At 49.2% G+C, this 24176-nt stretch carries 22 protein-coding genes; 11 read left to right on the top strand and 11 right to left on the bottom strand.

What is annotated here, in order from left to right; all coding sequences use genetic code 11:
- Positions 1 to 64: 64 nt before the first annotated feature.
- Together AACQ84_RS02440 and AACQ84_RS02435 are read left to right on the top strand one after the other, a co-directional pair.
- Complete coding sequence (locus AACQ84_RS02440; RefSeq protein ID WP_012306115.1) at positions 65 to 1282, top strand: site-2 protease family protein; 1218 nt, start codon at positions 65 to 67, stop codon at positions 1280 to 1282.
- Positions 1283 to 1353: 71 nt separating this feature from the next.
- Entirely contained in the window at positions 1354 to 1842 is a 489-nt protein-coding gene (locus AACQ84_RS02435) for a DUF1499 domain-containing protein (RefSeq protein WP_012306114.1), read from the top strand.
- A gap of 95 nt (positions 1843 to 1937) precedes the next feature.
- On the opposite strand, the gene AACQ84_RS02430 is transcribed toward AACQ84_RS02435, so the two are convergent.
- The 6 genes from AACQ84_RS02430 to AACQ84_RS02405 form a co-directional block, all read right to left on the bottom strand.
- A complete protein-coding gene (locus AACQ84_RS02430; RefSeq protein ID WP_012306113.1) occupies positions 1938 to 4463 on the bottom strand; it encodes a glycogen/starch/alpha-glucan phosphorylase in 2526 nt (841 codons plus the stop codon).
- Positions 4464 to 4761: 298 nt separating this feature from the next.
- On the bottom strand, positions 4762 to 4974 hold the full coding sequence (locus tag AACQ84_RS02425) for a DUF2839 domain-containing protein (protein ID WP_012306112.1): 213 nt from the start codon (positions 4972 to 4974) through the stop codon (positions 4762 to 4764).
- A 110-nt stretch (positions 4975 to 5084) separates the two neighbouring features.
- Positions 5085 to 5717, bottom strand: a complete 633-nt coding sequence (locus AACQ84_RS02420; protein WP_012306111.1) for a vWA domain-containing protein — start codon at positions 5715 to 5717, stop codon at positions 5085 to 5087.
- Between the two features lie 170 nt (positions 5718 to 5887).
- Entirely contained in the window at positions 5888 to 6991 is a 1104-nt protein-coding gene (locus AACQ84_RS02415) for a N2,N2-dimethylguanosine tRNA methyltransferase (protein WP_012306110.1), read from the bottom strand.
- An 8-nt stretch (positions 6992 to 6999) separates the two neighbouring features.
- Complete coding sequence (locus AACQ84_RS02410) at positions 7000 to 8484, bottom strand: M16 family metallopeptidase (RefSeq protein WP_143589369.1); 1485 nt, start codon at positions 8482 to 8484, stop codon at positions 7000 to 7002.
- Positions 8485 to 8545: 61 nt separating this feature from the next.
- Positions 8546 to 10150: an Hsp70 family protein gene (locus AACQ84_RS02405; RefSeq protein WP_012306108.1), complete on the bottom strand. Its 1605-nt coding sequence runs from the start codon at positions 10148 to 10150 to the stop codon at positions 8546 to 8548.
- 152 nt (positions 10151 to 10302) lie between these two features.
- On the opposite strand from AACQ84_RS02405, the gene AACQ84_RS02400 reads away from it, so the two are divergent.
- The gene (locus AACQ84_RS02400) at positions 10303 to 11160 is read left to right on the top strand and encodes a TlyA family RNA methyltransferase (RefSeq protein WP_012306107.1); all 858 of its coding nucleotides are present in this window, start codon (positions 10303 to 10305) and stop codon (positions 11158 to 11160) included.
- 15 nt (positions 11161 to 11175) lie between these two features.
- On the opposite strand, the gene AACQ84_RS02395 is transcribed toward AACQ84_RS02400, so the two are convergent.
- On the bottom strand, positions 11176 to 11529 hold the full coding sequence (locus AACQ84_RS02395) for an FHA domain-containing protein (RefSeq protein ID WP_083500740.1): 354 nt from the start codon (positions 11527 to 11529) through the stop codon (positions 11176 to 11178).
- Between the two features lie 411 nt (positions 11530 to 11940).
- Positions 11941 to 12255, bottom strand: a complete 315-nt coding sequence (locus AACQ84_RS02390) for a P-II family nitrogen regulator (protein WP_012306104.1) — start codon at positions 12253 to 12255, stop codon at positions 11941 to 11943.
- A gap of 688 nt (positions 12256 to 12943) precedes the next feature.
- Here AACQ84_RS02390 and AACQ84_RS02385 point away from each other — a divergent pair.
- The 7 genes from AACQ84_RS02385 to AACQ84_RS02355 all read left to right on the top strand — a co-directional run bounded on the left by AACQ84_RS02385 (position 12944) and on the right by AACQ84_RS02355 (position 20576).
- Entirely contained in the window at positions 12944 to 13186 is a 243-nt protein-coding gene (locus tag AACQ84_RS02385) for a hypothetical protein (protein WP_030007089.1), read from the top strand.
- Positions 13187 to 13558: 372 nt separating this feature from the next.
- Positions 13559 to 14671, top strand: coding sequence for a sodium-dependent bicarbonate transport family permease (locus tag AACQ84_RS02380; RefSeq protein WP_012306102.1), 1113 nt, complete (start codon positions 13559 to 13561; stop codon positions 14669 to 14671).
- A gap of 382 nt (positions 14672 to 15053) precedes the next feature.
- Positions 15054 to 16505 carry a circularly permuted type 2 ATP-grasp protein gene (locus AACQ84_RS02375; RefSeq protein ID WP_012306101.1) on the top strand — a complete coding sequence of 484 codons (1452 nt, stop codon included), beginning with the start codon at positions 15054 to 15056 and terminating at the stop codon, positions 16503 to 16505.
- Positions 16506 to 16577: 72 nt separating this feature from the next.
- Entirely contained in the window at positions 16578 to 17528 is a 951-nt protein-coding gene (locus AACQ84_RS02370) for an alpha-E domain-containing protein (RefSeq protein ID WP_012306100.1), read from the top strand.
- A gap of 35 nt (positions 17529 to 17563) precedes the next feature.
- Positions 17564 to 18448, top strand: a complete 885-nt coding sequence (locus AACQ84_RS02365) for a transglutaminase family protein (RefSeq protein ID WP_012306099.1) — start codon at positions 17564 to 17566, stop codon at positions 18446 to 18448.
- 243 nt (positions 18449 to 18691) lie between these two features.
- Positions 18692 to 19582, top strand: coding sequence for a mechanosensitive ion channel family protein (locus AACQ84_RS02360; RefSeq protein WP_012306098.1), 891 nt, complete (start codon positions 18692 to 18694; stop codon positions 19580 to 19582).
- Positions 19583 to 19646: 64 nt separating this feature from the next.
- Positions 19647 to 20576 carry a bestrophin family protein gene (locus tag AACQ84_RS02355; RefSeq protein ID WP_012306097.1) on the top strand — a complete coding sequence of 310 codons (930 nt, stop codon included), beginning with the start codon at positions 19647 to 19649 and terminating at the stop codon, positions 20574 to 20576.
- 8 nt (positions 20577 to 20584) lie between these two features.
- On the opposite strand, the gene AACQ84_RS02350 is transcribed toward AACQ84_RS02355, so the two are convergent.
- The gene (locus AACQ84_RS02350; RefSeq protein WP_012306096.1) at positions 20585 to 21367 is read right to left on the bottom strand and encodes a proteasome-type protease; all 783 of its coding nucleotides are present in this window, start codon (positions 21365 to 21367) and stop codon (positions 20585 to 20587) included.
- A 170-nt stretch (positions 21368 to 21537) separates the two neighbouring features.
- Between AACQ84_RS02350 and AACQ84_RS02345 the strand changes: the two genes are divergently transcribed.
- Positions 21538 to 22107: a zinc-ribbon domain-containing protein gene (locus AACQ84_RS02345; RefSeq protein WP_012306095.1), complete on the top strand. Its 570-nt coding sequence runs from the start codon at positions 21538 to 21540 to the stop codon at positions 22105 to 22107.
- Between the two features lie 35 nt (positions 22108 to 22142).
- On the opposite strand, the gene AACQ84_RS02340 is transcribed toward AACQ84_RS02345, so the two are convergent.
- Together AACQ84_RS02340 and AACQ84_RS02335 are read right to left on the bottom strand one after the other, a co-directional pair.
- Positions 22143 to 23276 (bottom strand): amidoligase family protein, encoded by a 1134-nt coding sequence (locus AACQ84_RS02340; RefSeq protein WP_012306094.1) that lies wholly within the window; start codon positions 23274 to 23276, stop codon positions 22143 to 22145.
- A gap of 93 nt (positions 23277 to 23369) precedes the next feature.
- Positions 23370 to 24140 (bottom strand): hypothetical protein, encoded by a 771-nt coding sequence (locus AACQ84_RS02335; protein ID WP_012306093.1) that lies wholly within the window; start codon positions 24138 to 24140, stop codon positions 23370 to 23372.
- Positions 24141 to 24176: the final 36 nt, after the last annotated feature.

Below are 24176 nucleotides of genomic sequence, written 5' to 3'. Positions count from 1 at the left end.
TCGCCTAAAGTTGCTATGATCACAGTGACCCTCACCATCGTCGCCAATTGGTCTTGTGCGTGCTATGCAAAAAAACTGGCAAGTGGGATCGCTGTTTGGGATTCCGTTATATCTAGATCGCTCTTGGTTTGTAATTTTAGTTCTCATCACGGCGGTGGATGCCAATGATGTCCTCGGGCAAGGATTGGTGCAATCCCCCCTCGTGGCCGTTGGTCTGGGTTTTGCCATGGCGTTACTGTTGTTTGGTTCCGTATTACTCCACGAATTGGGCCATAGCCTCGTGGCCAAATCCCAGGGAATTAGCGTCAAATCGATCACTCTTTTTCTTTTTGGGGGCGTGGCTTCCATCGACCGTGAGTCCCAAACTCCTTTAGCAGCTTTTGCAGTGGCGATCGCCGGGCCATTGGTGAGCTTTACGTTATTTGGTTTGTTTTGGGTGCTGTGGCAATATGCGCCCCTCGGCGGCGCGGGTACTTTTTTGGTGCGGGATCTAGCTCGGTTAAATTTGGTCTTGGCGCTGTTTAACTTAATTCCGGGGCTGCCTCTGGATGGGGGGCAAATGTTTAAGGCCATCGTCTGGAAATGGACGGGCGATCGCCTCAAGGGAATTCGCTATGCCGCTGCCAGTGGAAAATTATTAGGCACAGTGGCGATCGCCTTTGGATTATTGGCGGTGTTGTTGGTTGGTGAATTAGGAGGGTTATGGTTGGCGCTCATTGGGTGGTTTGTGTTGCGCAACGCCGATGCTTACGAACGCTTGAGCGATCTTCAAAATCTCCTTTTGACCTTGACCGCCGAGACCGCTATGAGCCGAGAATTTCGGGTGGTTAATGCCCACTTGTCTCTGCGAGAGTTTGCTGAACAGTACCTTGTGCTGTCGCCCCATCCCACTCGCCCCACCTATGCTAGTTCCGAAGGCCGCTACCGGGGCTTGATCCAACCCAAGAGCCTCCACCGCCTCGAGCGTAGCCAATGGGATCAGCTAGAATTGATGGCGATCGCCATGCCCCTAGACAAAATTCCCTCGGTGACGGAACAGGACAACCTCGCCACGGTTATCTGTGCCCTCGAAACCCTCGAAGAACCCTTTATTACCGTCCTCTCTCCGGCGGGAGCTGTGGCGGGGATCATTGACCGCGCCCAAATCGTCCAGGCGATCGCCAAGGAATACAACATTAACTTGCCCGCCCAGGAACTCCAACGAATTCGCAGTGAGCGGGTCTATCCCAATGGTTTTCCTTTAGTGGAAATCGCCCAACAACTACAACCCTTTGAAAGTTAATGGCCATGAACCAAACGGCATGAACGGATTTTGTCTAGCATAGGGGATGTTGTTCTAAAAATTCTTCTAAGATGCTGAGCCGTTTTTTGATCCTTTGCCTTGCTCTCTGCCTCTGGGCTGTATCACCACTGCCAAGTTTTGCTGCTTCCCCCTTTGCCGGCGAACGACCAACGAATTTAGGCGTCGAAGCTGGACTTCTCGCACCCTGTCCCAGTACCCCCAATTGTGTTGTGAGCCAGGGCGGTGATGGGGAACATCAAATTGCGCCGATTACCTACGTCGGCGATCGCCAACAGGCCTACCAAGCCGTTGTTCAGGTTCTCGGAGTTGTCCCCCGCACAGAAATCATCACCCAAACAGAAAACTATCTCCGGGCCGAATCTCGCAGTCGTTTATTTGGCTTTGTGGATGATGTGGAATTTTACTTCCCCGAAACAGAACCAGTGATTCAAATGCGCTCAGCCTCCCGTCTGGGGGAATCAGACTTGGGCGTTAACCGTCGCCGCCTCGAACAAATTCGCCTCGCCCTCCAGGATTTAGGCATTGCCCAAAATTCTTAATGTGAGCACGAAAAAAGTGGGCCGCCATCGTGACCCACTTGCTTGCTTAGATGATTTCTTCAGTTGCCATCGAACAGGCGATCGCCGTTAAAAATCTACAGCTTGACTGAAACAGGTTTAGCACACCAGATTTCTTTGACATATTCATCGATGGTGCGGTCAGAAGAGAATCTGCCCACCCGCGCCGCATTTAAGATCGACATCCGTGTCCACCGTTCCGTCTCTGTATAGGCATTAGCCACATCCTGTTGACGTTCAACATAGGATTCATAATCCGCCAACAACACATATTGATCGTTGTACAACAGAGAATCCACAATCGGTTTAAACATCTCCGTGTCCCCATGGGAGAAATCACCCCGGGCAATCCGGTCAATGACGCCTTTGAGTTCCGCATTATTGTTGTAATAATGCAGCGGGTCATAGCCGCTGGCCTTGAGATGAGAGACTTCTTCCGCCGTGAGACCAAAGAGGAAGAAATTATCGGCCCCCACTTCCTCACGAATTTCGATATTTGCTCCGTCCAACGTCCCAATGGTTAGAGCGCCATTCATCGCAAACTTCATGTTGCCAGTCCCAGAGGCTTCTTTTCCAGCGGTAGAAATTTGTTCTGATAGGTCGGCTGCTGGATAGATCTTCTGGCCGAGGGAAACGTTAAAGTTCTCCATAAAGACCACCTTGAGGCGATTGTGGGTATCGGGATCATTATTGACCACTTCTGCCACAGCATTCACCAATTTAATGATCAATTTCGCCATGAAATAGCCCGGTGCAGCCTTACCACCAAAGATCATCGTCCGGGGCACCATATTGATCGCCGGATTATGCTTAATGCGATTGTAGAGGGTGATGATAAACAACACATCCAGCAATTGGCGTTTGTATTCGTGGATGCGCTTCACTTGGATATCGAAAATCGAATCCGGATTAATTTCGATACCGTTGTGATGCTCAATGTAGCTGGCCAGCTTGACTTTATTTTGATGCTTGATTTCGCGCCACTGACGACGGAACTCTGGATCATCTACAAATTCTTCGATGCGTTGCACCTGTTCTAGGTTTTTGATCCAGCCGGTGCCAATTTTGCTAGAAATCAGATTTGCAAGTTTGGGATTGCACTGGCGAATCCAACGACGGGGGGTGACGCCATTGGTCTTGTTGTAGAATTTCTCCGGCCAGATGCGGGCAAATCCCTTCAGGGTGTCGGATTTCAAGAGTTCCGTGTGGAGGGCAGCAACCCCATTAATCGCATGGCTGCCGACGCAGGCCAGGTTCGCCATCCGGATCGATTTTTGGGGATATTCCTCGATGATGGACAGCCCTTGAATGAGATCATCGAGATCATCGTGATCGGCGTACCAGGTTTTGAGATTTTCGATGAAGCGGAAGTTAATTTCGTAAATGATCTCTAGATGACGGGGCAGGAGCTGCTCGAACATCTCCACGGGCCAACGCTCGAGGGCTTCGGGCATTAGGGTGTGGTTGGTGTAAGCGAGGGTTTTTTGGGTGATATACCAAGCGCGATCCCAGGGGAGACTATGTTCATCGATAAAGAGACGCATCAACTCGGCAACGGCGATCGCCGGGTGGGTATCGTTGAGTTGAACGGTGTAGAAATCGAAGAAATTATCCAGATTGGGCTGTTTCTTCAGGTGCGCCCGGATCATATCCTGCAAGGAAGCGGACACAAAGAAAAATTGCTGTTCTAGGCGCAGTTGACGTCCCTGGGGGGTGTTGTCGTTGGGATAGAGCACCTTAGAAATATTTTCCGAAGAAATCTGGTTGGCGACCGCTCCGTCATAATCCCCGGCATTAAAGGCTTCAAAGTTAAAGCCTTCATCTTCTGCTGCCATCGCACTCCAAAGACGGAGAACATTAACGGTGTTATTGCTATAGCCCGGAACTGGGGTATCGTAGGGCACTGCTTTAACGCGGCGGGCTGGTACCCAGACAGCACAGGGGTAGCCCTTATCGCAGTGGTAAATCTCAGTGTGGCCCCCAAAGGGAATTTCCAGGGCCTCAGCTTGGCGACAAATTTCCCAAGGATTACCGTTACGGAGCCATTTATCGGGCACTTCCACTTGCCAACCGTTGCGGATGTATTGGTGGAAAATGCCAAATTCGTAGCGAATCCCGTAACCAATGGCTGGAATTTCGAGACAGGCCAGGGAATCTAAAAAGCAAGCGGCGAGACGACCCAGGCCGCCATTCCCTAAACCAGGATCAACTTCTTCTTCGAGAATATCTTCGAGTTTAATGTTGCTTTCGGCGAGCATTTCGGCGACGGTTTCGTAGATTCCGAGGCTGATGAGGTTGTTACCCAGGTACCGTCCCATCAAAAATTCTGCGGAAAGGTAGCAAACCGTTTTTGCACCCGTGTTGAGGTAAGTTTGCTCGGTTTGTTTCCACCGTTCTAAAAGGCGATCGCGGACAACATTTGCGAGCGCAACGTAATAATCGCGTTGTTGGGCCGCATCTTTATCACTTCCGGCGGAATAGAAAAGGTGATCGAAAAATGCACGGCGGAGACTTTCTTTGTCCATCCCCGTGCGATCGCCACTCCCCCCAAGGGAAGAGAGGTTATGGGAATTAGTCGCAGAGGTAGAAGGTTGTGTTTGCACAGTAAGTTGTCACTCCTAACAAAATAAACGAGGGTCGCGGGTTTGTAGCATTGCAGTGGTAGGGACGTTCCCGTAGTCTGACAACGCGCATGATTCAGTCAATGATTTTAGTGAATAGTCAATGGTGAAAATTTCTGTACTGCTACGGCCCACCGTTGTACTGCTATTTTGCAGTCTGTCCTCATAATCATGCAAAAGAATCGTTAATAGAACATGACATTATCAGGACTTATGAATTTCTTTAGCGAAAGATGTCGAAATGTTCTGGAGAACGGATGTTGTAAAGCGTCCTTTGCTTTTAGTCAACGGCCCACCAACCGAAGCCAGGGCCAATAATTCGCACGGTAAGCCACAGTACAACCATGAGACCAATGCCAATCCAGGCACCTTTGGTGGTCAGATTATAAGCTTGTTCTGCTTGGGTTTTGGTGAGGGGTAACCAGGGGTAAATGCGCTGTTCTTTACCATAGTTTTCCCCCATGGATTTCTTGCGGCGCTTTGCTTCTCCCATTGTTTTTTTTGTCCTAACTGTTTGAATGGCTTGCATTGTGGGTACTGCGATCGCCATCATATCAAAGTGACCCTCGGCGATCGCCCTTATGGCAACCAATTTAAAGCAACTTAATCAATTAAGGCCTTCAGCAGCACTTCCGGGAGAGACATGGCCGTCATTTCATCGATGGTGATGGTATCGACAATATCAAACTTTGCCCCAGCTTGACCTAGTTGATCATCGAGGGCTTTGAGATAAGCCTTAGCCTTACGGTCTTGGCCCACTTGAATCAGCGAGATCCCGATTTCTTCATCCCGCTCAATTTTATTGGCGGCATCGATAATCACCCGCATCACGGCTTTACTGTCGTCCGGCTCCCCATCGGTAATCACCAAAAATGTTTCACCGTTGGGTTTGGCTTCCCCTCGTTCTTTCCGTTGGAAATAGTTATCGAGGGCATCTTGCAAAACTGCCGCCAAGTCCGTCCGTCCCATGGGCTCATTTTCAGCGTAAACTTGGGTCACTTTATCGGCAGTGACATTGTCGTAACGCCGGAATCGCCCTGAAAACAAGTAGACCGTAATGCCATCGGGGTCAATTTTTTCGCAGGTTTGGGCAAGGGCAAGGGTAGAGTCTTGGGCTGCATCCCAGCGGGTTTTGTCAGAGGTGGGCAGATCGCAGGTGTACATACTGCCACTTTTATCGATGATGAGGGTATAGTCGCGATTTTCGACTAAAGAAATTTCTGCAAGATCTACCATGGGCCTTCTCCGTCACAGGTGGGGTTTTGGGGTTCCCCCTGCTTTAGCCTAGCGAATTTCTCCAGAAAAAACGGGCTCAGTAACAATAGTTTTTGGACATTTCACAACAAATAAAGTTTGGGTGACATCCTCCAGACACTGAGTTAAAGATTACAAGGTTAAACGACAATTTAAGATGCGCCTAACTGGGTGGCGATCGCCTTAATTTTTTCCATTGGCGCATCGGTTTTCAGCGCTTGGGGATTAATGTGGGTGCGACTGGCTTGGAAACCTTGCGCCTGGAGACTATTCAGTAGCGAATCTAATTTCGGCAGATCGATTTTGGCCCGGGCACCAATCTCTTTTAAAGGGAAAAAATAGGGGGGTAAATCATTTTCTAAGGCCATCGTTTCTAGAACCTTGACCACATCCTGCCAGTGCCAGCGTTGGGCGATCGCTAACATTTGCCGTAAATAATCCGGGTGGTGCAGCTTGCCTAACCACATCGGGCCACTGAGGGTTAAGGGCAAATCATCGTGGGCACAGGTCGCCTGAGACAGTTTACGCCATGTCGGTAGGCCATAGGTGCCGCAGTGGTGACAATAGCCGAGGAAGCCGTAGTTTGTCTCCGTGAGGATGGGTTTACGGGTCAAACGGGCCATAATCCGGCAAGTATCCCCCCAAAATAACGAAAAAATTGGCTCAATGCCGAAATTGCGCTGGGCTGCCTGTTGGGCGAGGCTCCCTAGCAATAGCCGTAGGCCCTGTTCCTGGACGGCAGGATGCGATCGCCCATAGGCCCCTTGCCGCAAGGCCCGTTGCGGTTCTCGGCCACTGTAGGTTCGACCATCGGTGCTAGTCAGGTACATCAATCCGTCCAGGGTCGTGACGGTGAGGGCATCCTGGACGAAGGCTGACCCAGAGCCAAAGGCATCAAAATCAACCAGATCATAGCGATCGCCCATTAAAGACCGTTCCAAACAAAGCTGCCGTAGAGAAAGCACACTAATGCACCGTTGGGCCGCGGGAATTCGCCGCAAATTCGTGGTCAACGTCTCCAAGAGATCTGGGTTTCCTTCATTGGCCCAGACCCAATCGGCTTGGGCTTCTTGGTAGTACCGGAGCGATCGCACCCCCGTTGCCGATAGGCCATCTAGAACCCGCAATTGCCCTTGATTTTGTCGATAGACCGCCGCCGCTAATACCCCTAAATCTCGCACAATGCGGCTGTGGGCCCGGTAGAAGCCCCCATCTACCTGAAATTGTATCGACCGCTCTTCAACCAGTTGCACCACAACGCCACCTACTCAGGGATGGTGATGTCAACAGGTTTAATCGTCTCAAACAGACTGCTTAGGGGAGGATCCATGGCGGCAGCATTACCCACCACCAACACCGTTAGTTGTTCCGGTTTGAGGTAGGTTTGGGCCACCCGTTGCACATCTTCAATGGTGGTTGCTTCCACTTCCCGTTGGTACTGGAAAATAAAATCTTCCGGGTAGCCGTAGTACTCGTAGCGCATGAGGCGGGATAGGGTTTGACCTGGATCTTCAAAATTAAAGACAAAGGAATTCAGAATCGAATCCTTGGCATAGGCGAGTTCTGCGGGGGTAATCAGTTCCGTTTGCAGTCGCTTAATTTCCCCTTTCATGGCCGTGATAAAGGGCACCGTCGCCTCGGTACGGGTTGATCCCCCGGCGATAAATTGACCATCGTAGTCATAACGGGGACTCCACACGCCATATACAGAATAGGCGAGGCCCTGGCGGGAGCGAATTTCGTTAAAAAGCCGACCCCCAAAGCCATTAATCACACCATTCATCACAGAGAGTTCTGGATAATCAGGGTTACTCAGTTGTCCCCCCTGGTGGCCAATCAAAATGCTGCTTTGGGTCAGTTGGGATTGATCGACGAGGAAAGCGCCGCTTTGGGCGGGTTGGGTGACGGCGGGTGGAGCAAGATCAGGACTGGGACTGGGGTTACGCCAGGGGCCAAATTTAGCGGCAATTTTTGCTTTGGTGGCTTCTACGTCGATGTCACCGACAATGCCGAGGATCATTTGGTCAGGGCGGATATAGCTGCGGTAGAAGTTAAATAAATCGACCCGGTCAATGTTATTGAGGGTGGCATATTCGACGGTGCGGGCGTAGGGACTATCGGCACCGTAGATCAGTTTGTCAAATTCCCGGGCGGCGATCGCATCGGGTTCATCGTTACGGCGGGCAATACCTCCGGCGGTTTGTCGTTTCGCGAGGTCGAGTTTGTCCTGGGGAAAGGCGGGTTGCTGGAGCACTTCGGCAAATAGATCAAAGACGAGTGCAAAATCTTCCTTGAGGGCACTAAAAGAAGCACTACCAGAAGCTTCCCCGATGCTGGTCTCAATGCTGGCGGCCCGTTGTTCAAGGATGTTATTTAAGGTGTCAGCGGGATGCTTGAGGGTGCCCCCACTGCGCATCACAGTGCTCGTAATACTGCCGAGGCCCACTTTGTCGGCGGGTTCCAGGCGTGAACCAGTGCGAATCACCATGGAGCCCCCCACCAAGGGCAGGGTGTGATCTTCCATGAGATAGACCACCATCCCGTTTTCTAGTTCGTAGCGTTCGTAATCGGGAAGGGTGATTTCGGGTAGGGGAGGAAATTCTAACTCACTGTAGTCTTTGGGGGTGAGGGCGATCGCCGGACTGGGGAGCAGTTGTACCGTCACTAAACCGACAAAAAATAAAGTCCAACTGCGTCGGTATAATTTCGAGACCAGGAGACGCATCTTCTTGAGTTGGGGATTTTTCATCGATTTTGTGAGATTGAAGGGCTTCTATGGATTTTAGCAGGGCTGTCCTGGGGATGGGCAGCTAACTCAACTCGGCAACTTTTTGGTTTTCAATGAGGGTGACATTGCGCAGTAGATCCTCGACGGTAACCCGCAAGGTGCGATCGCCATCGACGAGGAATTGCAACTTAATGCGGTCAGTGCCGGGATAGCCCACGGGATCCAGTTTGGCAATGGTGCGCGCCCCTTCCCGGTCATTGAGGGGTTTAACGTTGGTTTGGTTGGCTCCTAGTTGTTGGGTCACGAGGCGATCGCCATCGAAATAAACCTCCGTGCCGCTGCTTTGTTCTCCCAACTCGCCAACGATTAGTTCAATGCTGGGCTGTTGATCCATCGATGCCCCTAGGGTGATTTCCAGCGGTTCCGTCATCGGGTAGGGCTGGCCTTGGTTAATAATCGGTTGCCAATCGTGGCGATTATGGCGGCGATTCCAGTAGCGGATACCGTAGCTGTGGTAAAGAAAATCTTTGAGTTCAAATCCCTGGGCCAACTGCAACGCCCCCCAGGCGATCGCCCCAAAGGGATTATCTCGTTTAATTTTTTCCGGGGGGAAATAGCCCTCTAACCAGCTTTGCACTAGGGGAATTTGGCTCGTGCCTCCGACTAGGAGCACCGCTTCGATATCCTCTTTGCCGACACCATTACGGCGGGCCTGTTGCAAGACCTGGGCCAGCAAATCATCAAGTTGGGCGAGGAAGCCTTGATTTTCTAAAATCTCCTCAAAGGCCGACCGACCCAGGGTCAACTCATAGGTTTCAAAGGTTTGGTCGTTGTAATAAATCTCCGTTGCCTTCGTCTTTTGGGAGAGGGCAATTTTCAACCGTTCAACTAAGCGTAAACTCAGGGCATCCTGGGGCAAATTTTGTTGGGTCTGGAAATATTCAAAGAGCCAATTATCTAAATCAGAACCACCGAGATTTTTACCTGCTTTCGCCAGCACTTTTGCGGTTTTGACTTTTTGGGTTTTGCTTTCGGCAAAGGATTTACGCCCCCACTTCAAAATAAAGCCCGTCGGTTTGCTTTGGCCCTGGGCCAGGTTGAGATCTACGAGAGAAAAATCTACGGTTCCCCCCCCAAAATCCACCACGAGAACTCTTTTTAAATCTTCAGCCAAGGCTCCATAGCCCAAGGCGGCGGCGGTGGGTTCGTCCAAAAGCTGAATTTTTTCGAGTTCTGGCAACTGCTCACAAAGCCGACTCAGCCAACTCCGGTAGGCTTCAAAACTATCGACTGGCACGGTTAAAACGAGGCTATCGAGGGGTTCACCCTGGGCTTTGAGTTGGGCAAAAATGCCGTTGAGGAAATATTCCCCCATTTTTTCAAAGGTGATTTTTTCGCCGTCTAGTTCCGGTAAAAAACCTTGGATTGCGGTGCCAATGCCCCGTTTAAAGTTACAGAAATAGCGGGGATCGGGGCCGCGATCTAAACCGCGATCGCCAATGGCTTGACCGATAACGACTTTTTGGTCGGCGGCATTTTCGATGTACAAAAGGCTGGGGATCAGCGGTGGATTCGGGGAAATGCGTTGGGAAAGACCCTGGAGTGGGAGAATTTCTGGGGCTCCTTTGGCGGCATTCCACCGGGTCACTAGGGTATTGCTCGTCCCAAAATCCACTGCGATCGCCATAATGATTTCGTGATTTTCTTGAAAGCTAAACTGGACAATTTTTGTATTGTATCGAGTTCGACGGTTTCCGGTCGCCCTGGCCCAATCATTCCCGAAAGCACCAGACACCCAGTAGACTAAAACAGCAGCGGTGGCATTGGGGAAGAAAAACTTTGGCCAAACAACGATTAGACCTCCTGTTGGTGGAGCGTAAACTGTGCGAGTCTCGGCAACAGGCCCAACGGGTAATCCGGGCCGGAGAAGTCAAAGTAAAACAGCAGATTGTGGATAAACCAGGCACTTTGGTTCCTGCGGATGTGGACATTGAAGTCCAGGCGAAACCGCCCTTCGTGTCCCGGGGAGGCGAAAAACTAGCGAAGGCGATCGCCCACTTTCAAATCACAGTCAAAGATCGCATTTGTCTAGATGGCGGGATTTCCACCGGTGGCTTTACCGACTGCCTCTTACAAGCCGGTGCCCAACAGGTTTATGGCATTGATGTGGGCTATGGCCAAGTCGCCTGGAAGATCCGCCAAGATCCACGGCTGATCCTCCGGGAGCGCACCAATTTTCGCCATTTGACCCCAGGCGATCTCTACCCAGAAAGTACAAAAAGACCAACCCTAGGGGTGATGGATTTATCTTTTATTTCCCTGACGAAGGTTTTGCCTACCCTCTGGAGTCTTCTGGATGAGCCGAAGGAAGTGATCCTGTTGGTTAAACCCCAATTTGAAGTGGGACGCGCCCAGGTAGGAAAAAATGGCGTTGTTCGCGATCCCCAGGCCCAGGCCCAAGCGATCTTTTCGGTACTAGAAGCCGCCCAAAAACTCGGTTGGCATCCCCAAGGGCTGACCTATTCGCCGATCACTGGCCCCGCCGGAAATGTGGAATATCTGCTGTGGTTAAGTACAGATACTCCCCAAATTGACCTCGATTTAGAGGCCCTAAAACAGCTCACCAAAACGGCGATCGCCACCCTCAGCAAGCCAGCGAATCCAGACGGATCGACGACGGCAAATATTACCGAATAAATTTAAGATTACGCATTAGAATTGCGCGAAGGTTTCCCGGGACGGATCTGGGTTAGAGGACTTTTTCAAGCGTTGTTCCTTGCTTGCCGCTTCCCCTTCACTGAGTTGTTTCCCTTGGATGCGCACAAGAATTTTTGGCCCAGAGGTTGCCAAACGGAAAATCAAACCATCCTTAGCCACACATTGCTCGACCCGTTGATCCTCTATATAAGTACCGTTGGTGCCGAGATTAACAATTGACCACTCTTCCCCCTCCAATCGCAGTTCAACATGGTGGCGAGAAACGACTGCACTGTAGAGAACCACATCATTATCAGTTGAACGGCCAATACTGATCGTGGTTTCGGTCTCAAAAGACCAATTTTGCATCGGAGTAGCTTGGATGGGATGAAGTAAGGTCAGAATAATCACGGATTAACAAGGGTTTGCGGATGGGGCACGGCACTAGAAAAAACGAAAATTTTAGAGATGCGGCTCGTGAAATAAAGACTTTTGACCCTATTTTACCCTTAAGGGTAGTCGAACTTACCGATTAGATTATCTTTCCTCGCCCAAGATGATCTCAGAAAATTTGATGTCCGTAACACTGATGAGATCAAGAAAATCAAAGAAGAAACACCACACTTGATCCTGGACATTAAAAAACCCCCTACGGTTGTGTGGAGCACTGCTGCTATCCGTCGCTGTAGAGGGCTTGACTGTGGTGATGACGTTTGATGAGGGAACGACTAGCTGTGACTGACAGGGTTTTCTGCAATATTCAGCACTTGGGAAGTTAGCCTAAAATTTGTGCGCGTACAGTACCTCCGCGTCGCAGATGTAAGTGATCCCTGAATAGTCATCGAAAAACTGGGCGGCAACCTCATCCGAAATCTTTAGAGCCATCTCTCGACTAGCGGTCAGTACCTCAATTTTTACATTCGAGGAAGTGTCAGAGACGTTGGGCTGTCCCGATGAGCGCACGTTGCGGCTCCCTTTACCGCCGGCGGGCACCACCGTGTAACCTGTTGCTCCAACACCATCGATAATTTTGGCGATTTTTTTGAGTAATAATTTTTCCGTAACGATGACGAGCTTAATGGCTTGCTGAGTCATGGGGGGTTCCTCTTGACGCGTGATGTATGGCGAGTCGAAAAAAAATTGTCGCTTTTCTATTAAAAATATGGGTTGCGACAATCAAAGACAAGACTCTATGGTTTTGTCTTAAACCATATCTTTAAGTCTATGCCAAAGGATACCCTCTATTGGAAAGGATTGATTTAGATTAATCGAAGCATTTTATAAAAAACGCTTATCCCTTTAGTGCCGCGATCGCCTTTTAATCATTGGTTTTAACGCTGTTTGCAATGGAACCCGTCAAATCCTAATTCATCGTCTAACGACAAGCCAGCCCTTGAGAATCACCCTCGTCACAGCAGATATTTTTCTAACGGATGTTGGCCTCGTAAGTTGATCTAATCCACGGATACAGATCTAGGAAAGTTACGCATAGCATGGCCATTTAGATTCGATTCATAAGCTTGGGTTATCAAAAGATTCAGCAAGTTTAAGGCGATTTTTGACAAAAAAGGCCACTTGTTGACCCGGCATTGTATAGACTAAAAAACATGGCATTCACTCAATCCATAGGCTTATTTCTATGGATTGGGCTTACTCAACTATTTAAAAAATTCAACTTAAAGTCGCCATGGATATTGCATTGGTGGTTGTTGGCTACGTTCTCTGTTTTAAACGGGCACGTGATTGTTCGGAAATACATACAAACAGCATGGAGTAAAAAGCAATGAAAAAATTTGACGCGAGACCATCGCAACCCACCTTAAATGCAGATGAGGGGTGGGTAGTGCAAGTGTATGGTAGTGACCGCCGCTTACTTTGCGTTTTAGAGCCTTCCCACGGTTGGATGTTTTTGATCGGTTGTGGGGTTGGTTTACTGCTTTCTGTTATCTGGGTGAACATTGCCCCTTACAGTCCCCCTTTAGAAAGTCCTGCACCGGAACAGTCTCCTGCTTTGCAAGTGGACTAAATTCTCCCCTTGGAGGCACTCAATACAGCGAGAAATAAATCAAGGGATAGCTTGGTTGCACGAACAATAGGCGATCGCCATTTACTTGAACACCATTCACCTTAACTAGGAGCAATGAAGACAATAGAAAAGAAAAACTTATGAATTAAATTTGACATTGCGTATCAAATCCAGGCTGAAAAACGTAAAAATCTGCGCAATTCAAGATAGACTTAAGCACATAGAAATTTGGGTGTTAATAGAGCTAAATCTATAAAAGCCCGATAACAGATTTTCGCATCGTACCCGCGCTGTAGGTGTGAAGCCCTGCAGCCTTACTATTCAAAGCTCACAATTACCGCTCTTCATGGGAGGAAGCGGAAGGAGGTATTAGTGGATTTTTTGTCCGATTTTTTGACGAAATTTGGGTCGCAGTTGCAGTCCCCGACGCTCGGCTTTTTAATTGGCGGTATTGTCATTGCCGCCTTCGGTAGCCGACTTACAATCCCCGATGCAGTGTATAAGTTCATCGTTTTTATGCTGCTCATCAAAGTCGGTTTGAGCGGCGGTATTGCGATTCGTAATACCAATATCACGGAGATGCTCTTGCCTGCGTTATTTGCTGTGCTCATGGGCATTCTGATCGTTTTTATTGGGCGTTTTACCTTAGCAAAGCTGCCAGGTATTAGGACCGTAGATGCAGTGGCAACTGCCGGCTTGTTTGGGGCAGTGAGTGGTTCGACCCTTGCTGCTGGAATCACGGTTATGGAAGGGCAAGGTGTTTTCTACGAACCTTGGGCAGCGGCACTTTATCCTTTTATGGATATTCCCGCCCTGGTGACAGCGATTGTTGTAGCTAGTCTTTATAAGAGCAAGCAGCGCGAGGTTGAAGCCGATGATTTCAGCAAACAACCCGTTGCCGCTGGTGAATATTCTGGTGAACCTGTTTATCCCACCACGAGGCAGGAATATCTGGGTCAAAAGCGTGGTAAGGCTACTAATCGGGTTGAAATTTGGCCCATTGTTAAGGAAAGTCTCCAGGGTTCTGCCCTATCAGCATTGTTGCTCGGTCTTGCTCTCGGTTTGTTGACTCGGCCAGAAAGTGTCTTTGAAAGTTTCTATGAGCCCCTCTTCCGTGGTTTTCTTTCGATTTTGATGCTGGTGATGGGGATGGAAGCTTGGTCTAGGCTTGGGGAACTGCGCAAAGTTGCTCAATGGTACGCTGTCTATGCGTTTATTGCGCCGCTACTCCATGGGTTTATTGCCTTCGGTCTCGGCATGATCGCCCACTATGTTACAGGGTTCAGTCCTGGTGGTGTTGCCCTCTTAGCGATTATTGCGGCGTCTAGTTCGGACATCTCTGGGCCGCCTACTTTACGGGCTGGGATTCCGTCGGCTAATCCTTCTGCTTATATCGGTTCGTCTACGGCCATCGGTACCCCCGTGGCGATCGCCATCGGCATACCACTTTTTATCGGCCTTGCCCAAGCAACCATGGGTGGCTGATCGAAAATCTGTCGTAGTCAAACAACCCAGAATCTCAATCAAGGTCTGCGTTGTCTCTGGTCAATCGTCGGGCGATCGCAAAAAATAAACACTAGAAAGTCGAGGTTTGGCCTCGGCTTTTTTTGGTTTGAGGGGTCAAATTTTTGGCTCCGGAGCAGACCCCATGGGATTTTGAGGTAGCGAGAATGGTGTCTTTTGGGAAGCTTGATTTTTGTGAAGTCTTTGGTAGCTGTATGACTTGTTACAGCTTCGGTCGCTCAATGCTTGATACATCTAGCTAGCTGGGACGATTTAGGCACAGAAGGCAGTGGTCTGTTCGGCGATCGCCTGAACTGTAGCTTGATCTTTGGCCCCACTTCACAGCAGGTTCGAGGGTAATGGCATGGTAAATAGTCTAGAAGGTTACAACCCCGGAGATTTTTATGATGAGCTTTTTGCGGATCAGGGGATACCACGACCAGCCGCAGCGGCGTTGATTCAGCATATTGGCAAGTTCCCCCTCAACGTCCTGGAACAACAACAAAAATCTGCGCAAAATATGTTGTTCAAGTTGGGCGTGACCTTCAATGTTTACAGCGATAACCAGGGGACGGAGCGGATTTTTCCCTTTGATGTGATTCCCCGGATTATTGCCCAGACGGAGTGGGATTGGCTCGAAAAAGGCTTACAACAGCGCATTGAAGCGTTAAATCATTTCCTTGACGATATTTACAATGAACAGCGCATTATCAAGGATCAAGTGATTCCGCGCCATGTGGTGGAATCAGCGTCAGGCTACTTGAAACCCTGCATTGGCCTCAAACCCCCCAAGGGCAAATGGTGTCACATTACGGGTACTGATTTGGTGCGCGATCGCCAGGGGCAATGGTATGTCCTCGAAGATAACCTCCGTTGTCCGTCGGGGGTTTCCTACGTTCTCGAAAATCGTCGGGTGATGAAAAGTCTTTTTCCGAGCTTTTTTAATACCCTAAAGATTCAACCCGTCGATGACTATCCGGGACAATTGCTAAATCTGTTAATGAATTTGGCCCCCGATCACATTGCCGATCCCTGCGTTGTGGTGCTGACACCAGGCATTTACAACTCTGCCTATTTTGAACATTCTTACCTCGCCCAGCAAATGGGGTGTGAGTTGGTCGAAGGGCGAGATTTGGTCGTGGTGGATGGCTATTTACAGATGCGCACCACCAAGGGATTGCAACGGATTGATGTGATTTATCGGCGCATTGATGATGACTTTTTAGATCCGTTTGTTTTTCGCTCGGATTCGGTGCTTGGGGTGCCGGGCCTGATGGAAGTCTACCGCCAAGGACGGGTGGCGATCGCCAACGCCCCAGGGACAGGGATCGCCGATGACAAAATGGTTTACGGCTACGTTCCCCAGATGATCCGCTACTACCTTGGCGAAGACCAAATTTTGCCCAATGTTGAGACTTATTTTTGTGAAGATCCCCAGCAGCAATCCCATGTGTTGAACCATTTAGACGAGCTTGTGGTGAAGGCCACCGATGCCTCCGGGGGTTATGGGATGTTGGTCGGCCCCCACGCTAGCCCCGCTGAACGGGAACAATTTAAAGGCTATATCAAAGCTAACCCCAGAAAATATATCGCCCAACCCACATTATGTTTATCGCGAGTCCCGACCCTGATCGACGGCGCATTTGTCGGCTGCCATGTGGATCTACGGCCTTTCATCCTCAACGGTGGCGATCGCACCTATGTTAACCCCGGTGGCCTGACCCGTGTCGCCCTCAAACAAGGCTCCCTAGTCGTCAACTCATCCCAAGGGGGCGGCAGCAAAGATACCTGGGTGATTAATACCAAGGCCGCCTAAAAAAATTACGTCAAACTGCGAACTCCCTACTACACCCTATTCCTAAGCAAATTCGAGGAGTAAAGATCTACCATGTTGAGTCGTGTTGCTGATTCTATTTATTGGCTCAATCGTTATGTCGAACGGGCCGAAAATGTCGCTCGCTTTGTGGAGGTCAATTTAACCCTCCTGCTAGATACGACAACCACCACCAACTATTGGCAAGCCCTGATCACCACCACAGGAGATTCTGCTCTATTCCGCGAGTCCTATGGCGAAGCCACCAGCGAAAATGTCCTGCAATTTTTAACCTTTGATCAGAACTACCCCAGTTCAATTGTGTCCTGTCTCAAACGGGCGCGGGAAAATGCCCATGCTGTCCGGGCCAATATTTCTTCTGAGATGTGGGAACAGCTCAACGAGCTTTATCACACAGTACAACGGGCCGCGAGTCAGCCCATGACCCTAGAAGAGCGTTATCAATTTTATCCTGCCATTCGCATGGGGAGTCATCTGTTCGCAGGCATTATGGAAGCGACAATGTCCCACAATGAAGGCTGGCACTTTGGCCAGTTGGGGCGTCTCCTCGAGCGGGCAGATAAAACAGCGCGAATCCTTGATGTGAAATACTTTATCCTCTTGCCTTCTTTGCAGGATGTAGGGAGTCCTTTAGATAATTTGCAGTGGATTGCCCTGCTCAAATCTGCCAGTGCCTACGAGATGTACCGCAAACGCCAACATCGAATTACCCCAGAGAATGTAGCCGCCTTTTTGATCTTGGATGCACAGTTTCCCCGGTCGATTTGTTTTTCGTTGCTCGAAGCCCAAAAATCTCTCCATTGCATTGCCGGGACTCCCGTTGGGAGTTGGAGTTGCTGTAGTGAGCGTTCCCTTGGTCGCCTCTGTTCTGCGTTGGACTACATGACGATGGATGAAATTTTTGACCAGGGCCTCCATGAATTCCTTGACGATCTTCAGAGTAAATTGAATCGCGTTGGTCAGGATATTTATGAAGATTTCATCGCTGTCCCCCTGGCGGTTTAGTTTGAATTAACTGTTTACTTTTTTAGGCCTGTGTTGTGCGCTATCAGATCACCCATTCGACCCTCTACACCTACGGTCATCCCGTAGAACTGGGCAGTCATTGTGTCAAATTATGTCCACGCACCGATGGCCAGCAACGGCTCCGGCAGTTTCACTTAGAGGTTGACCCGCTACCCCGGCAGCACACTCGCCTCCTGGATCCAGATGGCAACGTGGCGGATCGCTTCTGGTTTGACCCCAAACCTGTGCAGTCCCTAAAGTTCGTCACAACGGCAGAGGTGGAAGTCGTCTGTCAGAATCCTTTTGATTATCTGATGGCTCCCTGGGCGATCGCCTGCCCCTGGGACTACCCCAGTTCCCTCGCCCTCAGACTTTATCCCTACCGACAACTCACCACTCCCCATCCCCGCGTCGTGGAGTTAGCCCAGGATCTCTTGCACCAAGTAGAAGGAAATGCCGGCCTCTTTGTGAGCCAACTGACCCAGCGCATCTATGAAGATTGCCGCTATATCCATCGCCTTGAAGGGGCACCCCAACTTCCTGGGATCACCCTCAGCCAGCGGACAGGTACCTGCCGTGATTTTGCCTTGTTATGGGTTGAGGCCTGTCGAGTCGCTGGTCTAGCGGCACGGTTTGTCAGTGGCTACCAACGGGGCGATGAAACCACAACCCAACATGAACTCCATGCCTGGGGAGAAGTGTATATGCCGGGAGGTGGCTGGCGTGGCTTTGATCCCACCTTGGGTTTAGCGGTCACAGACGGTCATATCGCCGTTGCGGCAACGGGAGATCCCCGACGGGCGGCCCCTGTATCGGGAGATATCCAGAGTCCCTTGGGGAGACCCCAGACGAGCTTGGTTTGCGATATTCGTCTGGTTGATGATGTGCTTTTTTCCCAAACACAATCACAATCGCAATAATTCTCTAGGGTCTATCATCAGTTAAGCCAGAGGATGGCATTAGCGAATCATTTCTATATGCCAAACCCCGTTAACTTGACAGCTTTACGGAAAGCTTTCACCATGAAATCGGTTCAGTTAACTTGAGCAGAATACTTTTTATTTTCTCTCAGTACTGATGGCATTGTTGCCAATCCTAAAATTTTTGTTGAATTATTCTCCTAATTATATTGAGTTTCACTACAAACTGAAGCCACACATTTTATGAGCCAAATTACAGAAACCATTATTAACAGTCTACAAGCCATTTTAAGTATCGGTATTCAACGAATCCCTGGCTTGCTAACTGGAATCATTATTCTATTTTTAACAAGGTATTGCTCGGAAATTTTCCAGAAAATAACCAAAGAAGTTACCGCCAAAACCATCAAAAATCATTCACTACAAATTCTGGCTGACAAAGGCGTTTATGTGGGGACATGGGTTTTAGGTGTTTTATTTGCCTGTGTAGTCGCTTTTCCTGGCCTGAGTTTAGGGGATATTGTTGCCACTTTAGGGGTGGGTTCAATCGCCATTGGTTTTGCGTTTCAGGATATCGTCAAAAACTTTTTTGCGGGGATTATCCTACTGGTTGAGGAGCCTTTTCGCATCGGTGATGAAATTGCAGTCAGTGATTACCAAGGTATTATTGAAGATATCAGCATCCGCACAACGAGCATTCGCACCTATCAGGGGGAAAAAGTCTTGTTACCAAATGCCAGCGTGTTTACTGATGCGGTAATGGTGAAAACAGCTTATCCTAATCGGCGCACTGATCTCGGTGTGGGGGTAGATTACAATACGCCCCTGCCAATGGCCAAGGATTTATTACAGCAAACGATTTGTGATTTGGATGGCGTTTTAGCACAGCCTGCCCCCGAAATTGATCTCGTCAGTTTTGGCGATAGTTCCATTGACTTTATTGTCCGCTATTGGACAACGCCTAAACAAAAAGAAGTTCGTCGCGTCCAAACCCTGGCAATTATTAAGATCAAAGAAGTATTCGACGCAGCTGATATTAATATCCCCTATCCTATTCGCACTTTATATTATTACAATCAGGATAAATACAATGATTATTTTCCCAACCAATTACCTGCAGGAGATGATACTTAGAAAGCTGATTTGAAAACTGAATATTTAATTTGTTGACTCACACAAAAAATTACTTTAGATACCGATGATTACCTCTGACAAACTGGATAAACCCGATTGGCTCAGTACTATCTTTCAGGTCAAGGGGGCTGTCTTGTCTATGATTTTGCCGCGCATCCTTTTTTTCTGTATTTTGACTGCGGCATTGACATTTATCTACCTCCAGGGTTTGCCTATCTATCTTGAGAAACTGGGAGATTTGACCACAAATGTTATTTACAATCTGATTCTGGGTTTGCTCATCGTTTTTCGCACGAATACATCCTACGAGCGTTTTTGGGAAGGGCGAAAAGCATGGGGAGGAATCGTTGTGAATATCCGTAATCTTGCCCAGGAAATTTTGATTGGGATTACGACCTCAACAGAAAAAGAAATACAGGGCAAAAAACAGGCTTTAAATCTACTGCTTGCTTTTGCGATCGCCACCAAGTTGCACCTACGGGGAGACCAAGTAAACGACAGACTAGAAGCATTGGTCGAGCCGGAGCAGGTCACGCAACTGAAAGACTCGAAAAATCGTCCCCTTGATATTCAATTTTGGTTACGCACCTATCTACATCAGCAACTCAAGCTGAAAAATTTTGGGGATGCGCAGCTAAATATGACCACCGGTATGCTGAATAATCTCACGGATAGTGTGAGTGGTTGCGAAAGAATTTTAACCACCCCAATTCCGATTACCTATCGTGTCTATTTAAAGCGCTTGATTTTAATTTATTGTTTTGGTTTACCGTTCCGCCTGGTGCCTGAGATGACCTGGTGGGCGATTCCGATTGTGGCCGTGGTTAGCTTCTTGCTACTGGGCGTTGAAGAAGTCGCCCGGGAGCTAGAAAATCCCTTTGGTTTTGATGTTAATGATCTGCCCTTAGACGATCTTTGTGACGTGATCGAAGGCAATCTTGAACGTGTCTCTAGTCTGCATGACCAGACGAAAGAATTAGCGTCTGTATCGTGATTGTGAGACTAAAGAAAATCTGTGCCATTGCTTGCGGGATCTTGATCCTGCTGCCCTAAGTCCCGGTTCCATTCCACCCCTGGCATTGCTTCGGAGGCTTGTTTGAGGGCGTTTTCCCAATAGCGACGAATTTTGAGTAAGTAGGGGTCGCGGGCTTCTAACCGCAAACGGTGCTGGATTTTGAGGCTATTGACCGCATAGGAAATCATATCGATGGGAGGCCCCACAGACAGGTTAGAACGCATTGTGGAGTCGATGGAGAGGAGGGCTGATTTGGCGATCGCATCTAAAGAAGACTCATAGGAGAGGGTGCGATCCAAAATCGGTTTGCCATACTTCGTTTCGCCAATCTGTAGATAAGGCGTCTCTGGGGTCGCACGAATGCAATTCCCCTGGCTGTAAATAAGAAAAAGCTCCGGCGGTGCCCCGGCAATTTGTCCGGCGAGGAGAAAATTACACTGAAAATCAATATGATCCTTCTCGAGCCACGGCCGATCTTCCTGTTGCAGTTGGCGCGTTTTTTGGCCAATGTAGCGGGCAGCATCATAAAGACTAGGGATTGTATGGAGATTGTGGGGCGTACCACTGCGAATCTCTTGTTCTAGTTGATAGGTGATGGCTTGGGTAATGGATAAATTCCCCGAAGTGCAGAGAATAAGCACCCGTTCCCCTGGACAGGAAAAATCAAATAACTTTTGATAGGATGAAACGTAATCAACCCCCGCATTGGTGCGTGAATCGGCGGCGAGGATAAAACCCTGGCGAACTAAGATTCCTAAACAATATGTCAATCTTGATGACCTCGTTTGACCTGATGGGATTCACAGAAAAAATTTTTGGGTTGGCCGATCATAATCTGTCAAAACATAGACAGTAAAAGCCAGTTGCTGTCAGGTTAATCATCGCATATCTTCCAAGCTGCGCGAGCATTATTTTTGCAAATTATTGTTGGAGTTTCCCCATGAATTACGTCTGTTATCTTGGTTCTGGGCAACGGCTTGATTTGACGAACCAAGGCTCCCATACCATCATTACCCTTAGCCAAAGTGGCCCTGGACAACAGCAACAAAGCACAAACCGTTATTTAACGGGCACATGGACAGCACAGCCCACGGTAATGCAGGCTGGCGGGATCACGGTCATCACGGTTTTTAGCGCGACAAAAACAACGCAGATTAGAGTACAAGGCCAAATGGCTACCCTTTGTGAACAACCCCTCAATTTACAGGGTGCCCAATCGCTGCCTTTAGAACAAACAGCGACGGAATCTCCGGAGCCGATGTCACCTTTAGAACCCCTGCCCCCACTCAAAATGGGCAACATGGAAATGAAGATGAAACCGATGGAAATGCGCCTGGGCAATATGGAGATGCGGATCAATGATTTGCCTCAGTCTGTCCAGCAGCAACCGACATCAGCAGCAAATTCGGCAGCCGACAATAAACCAAAACGGTTTTGTGGCCAATGTGGTCAAGCAATTACGGCAGGCGATCGCTTTTGTACCCAGTGCGGTCAGCCTTTGTCGTCCTAGCGATAGCGCTTAATCTAAGGGTTCCATCGTTGAAATTACTGAAAACCTTTTTTCCGGGCCTTGCCTTGGGGCACCCGTTGCAACCAAAGATCAACTTGCGCTGGATCTAGTTGCAGTTGTTGCAAAAGAGCTTGGACATTGGCACGGGTGAATTTTTCTGGAGGGCCTGGGGCGATCGCCTCTCCCTGAGTAGCCAAATGTAAAACAGCGGTAAATAAAGAGGCGGCCTGCAGAATGGGTGCTGTCTCTAGCCAAACGGGAAGAATTCGCACTTCAATCGTGTTTTTGTGGGGTAGGGCGTTGATGCAGTTCACCAAATTAAAATCACAATATTTTGTTAGCTTGAGGCGATGGAGTTGTTGCTGGACAGTGGGCCAGGGGAGTTGCCGAAATTCTGGCTGGTTCACGGTGGTGAGGAGGGTTTCGGGCCAGGGGCCGAGGCGACGACAGTTGGGATTGGTGCCCATGAGGGTTTTGAGAATAGCCCCATAGCGCCACAACAGATTCACTAAATTGGCGATCGCCGGGGCTGACTGGAGGGGCGTCGCCTCAAAATGAAGGTGAGTTGCGCCTTCAACGGGAGCTGTAAATTTTAGGTGCCGCGCTAAGGATAATAGGGTTTCTAATTGATGCTCGTGGTCTGTCTCCAGGGGCGCTGTAATCAATTCACAGGGACGTTCTCGTTCTCCGGGTAGTGGGGCGGCGATCGCCACGGATGCCCCGCTTTGATCATTCACCCGCCGCATCCCCCCTGGCCCCGGTTCTGGTACCGTGCCAAACAACTCACCGATGGGATCCATTACGGTTTCCAAAGGGGCTTTGGCATCAGTTTGACGGGCAATCAAACGCAGCAGACGTTCATCATCACTGACAATGCGGTACCAACCTGCTTGGGGTTTAGCCTGGCGCTTCAGGTCTTTTTGTAACGTTAGATCATCGACACATTGGGCGATCATCCGTTGCTGGGGATCAAGAATCTCAAAGCCGAGGGTTAAATTGTGAAAGACTGGTTTACCAGGTACTTTGCTGGGTTCCGATTGGGGGTGAAAAAAGCGATGGACTTGCCCCCCCTGGGCAGTGGCGATCGCCTCTGCGAGATCCTGACGACTGCTCCCCGCTGGTGCCAATAACTCAATTTCAAACCCAATTTTCCAATCTAAAGTGATCACGATTTTTGCTCCCCGGCTCTCGTATTGTTGGCGTCAGTAATTGATCTAAAAAAATATGGGAGATGATGGCTCACCCCCCAAAACGATTGTCAATTAGAAACCCATGGCGTAGAGGGGCTTGGGCGCACCTTGATCAGAAGAATAGCGGTATTGAATTTGATTGAAATGATAGTCCAAATGAATTTCCATATTGCGTGAAGCGTCGAATAGAGTCACCACTAACGGATCCCGCTCAATTTCATTGAAGTAGAAAATCTCTTCCCCGGCAGCGGTGAGTTCTACCCATAGACCATCGGCCCGTTGGACAAAATAACCCAAAGTTTGGCCATCACGATTCAAATTCTCAAAGGCGATGGTTTCGACAATCGCGGTGGGATCATAATGGGATTGCTCGGCGTAGGCCATCTCAACGATGTCATGGGCAACACCCGGTAAGCCCCATTCCAATTTGTCAGCGATGGTTGTTTTTGCTTCGGTTACGGACACATCCCAATATTCAGCGACGACAACCATATCTTCATAGCTAAAGCCTTCGTCAGTATAGTTGCAAAGACCTTGGCCACTGTAATAGTCCCGGGCCGCCGTTAATTTGCTTTCAACAGTTTGATAGTCCCCGTCTTGGAGGAGTTTGCCAGCGCTGACTTTGGCATTACCGGGGCCTTCTCCCCAAAATTCCCCCAGCATTTTTGCATCGCACCAGGTGTAGTCTGCAAAGAATAAATCAGTCGCATCCTGGGCGGGACTTACGATTAAGGGGGATGCGGTGGTAGGAAGGACATTGGCGGAGAATCCGGACACAAATACTGCACCAGTGGCAATCATTTGTAAGAGGGTGCGGGGGGCGGTAAAAAGTGTGGTTGTCATGGCTCTTGATTTTAAGTGGGAATTTTTGTGTGTTGC

The sequence above is a fragment of the Picosynechococcus sp. PCC 7002 genome (genome assembly GCF_963860125.1).
In the GTDB taxonomy this organism is placed as follows: Bacteria; Cyanobacteriota; Cyanobacteriia; order Cyanobacteriales; family MRBY01; genus MRBY01.
This window is presented reverse-complemented; position numbering and strand designations above follow the sequence as displayed.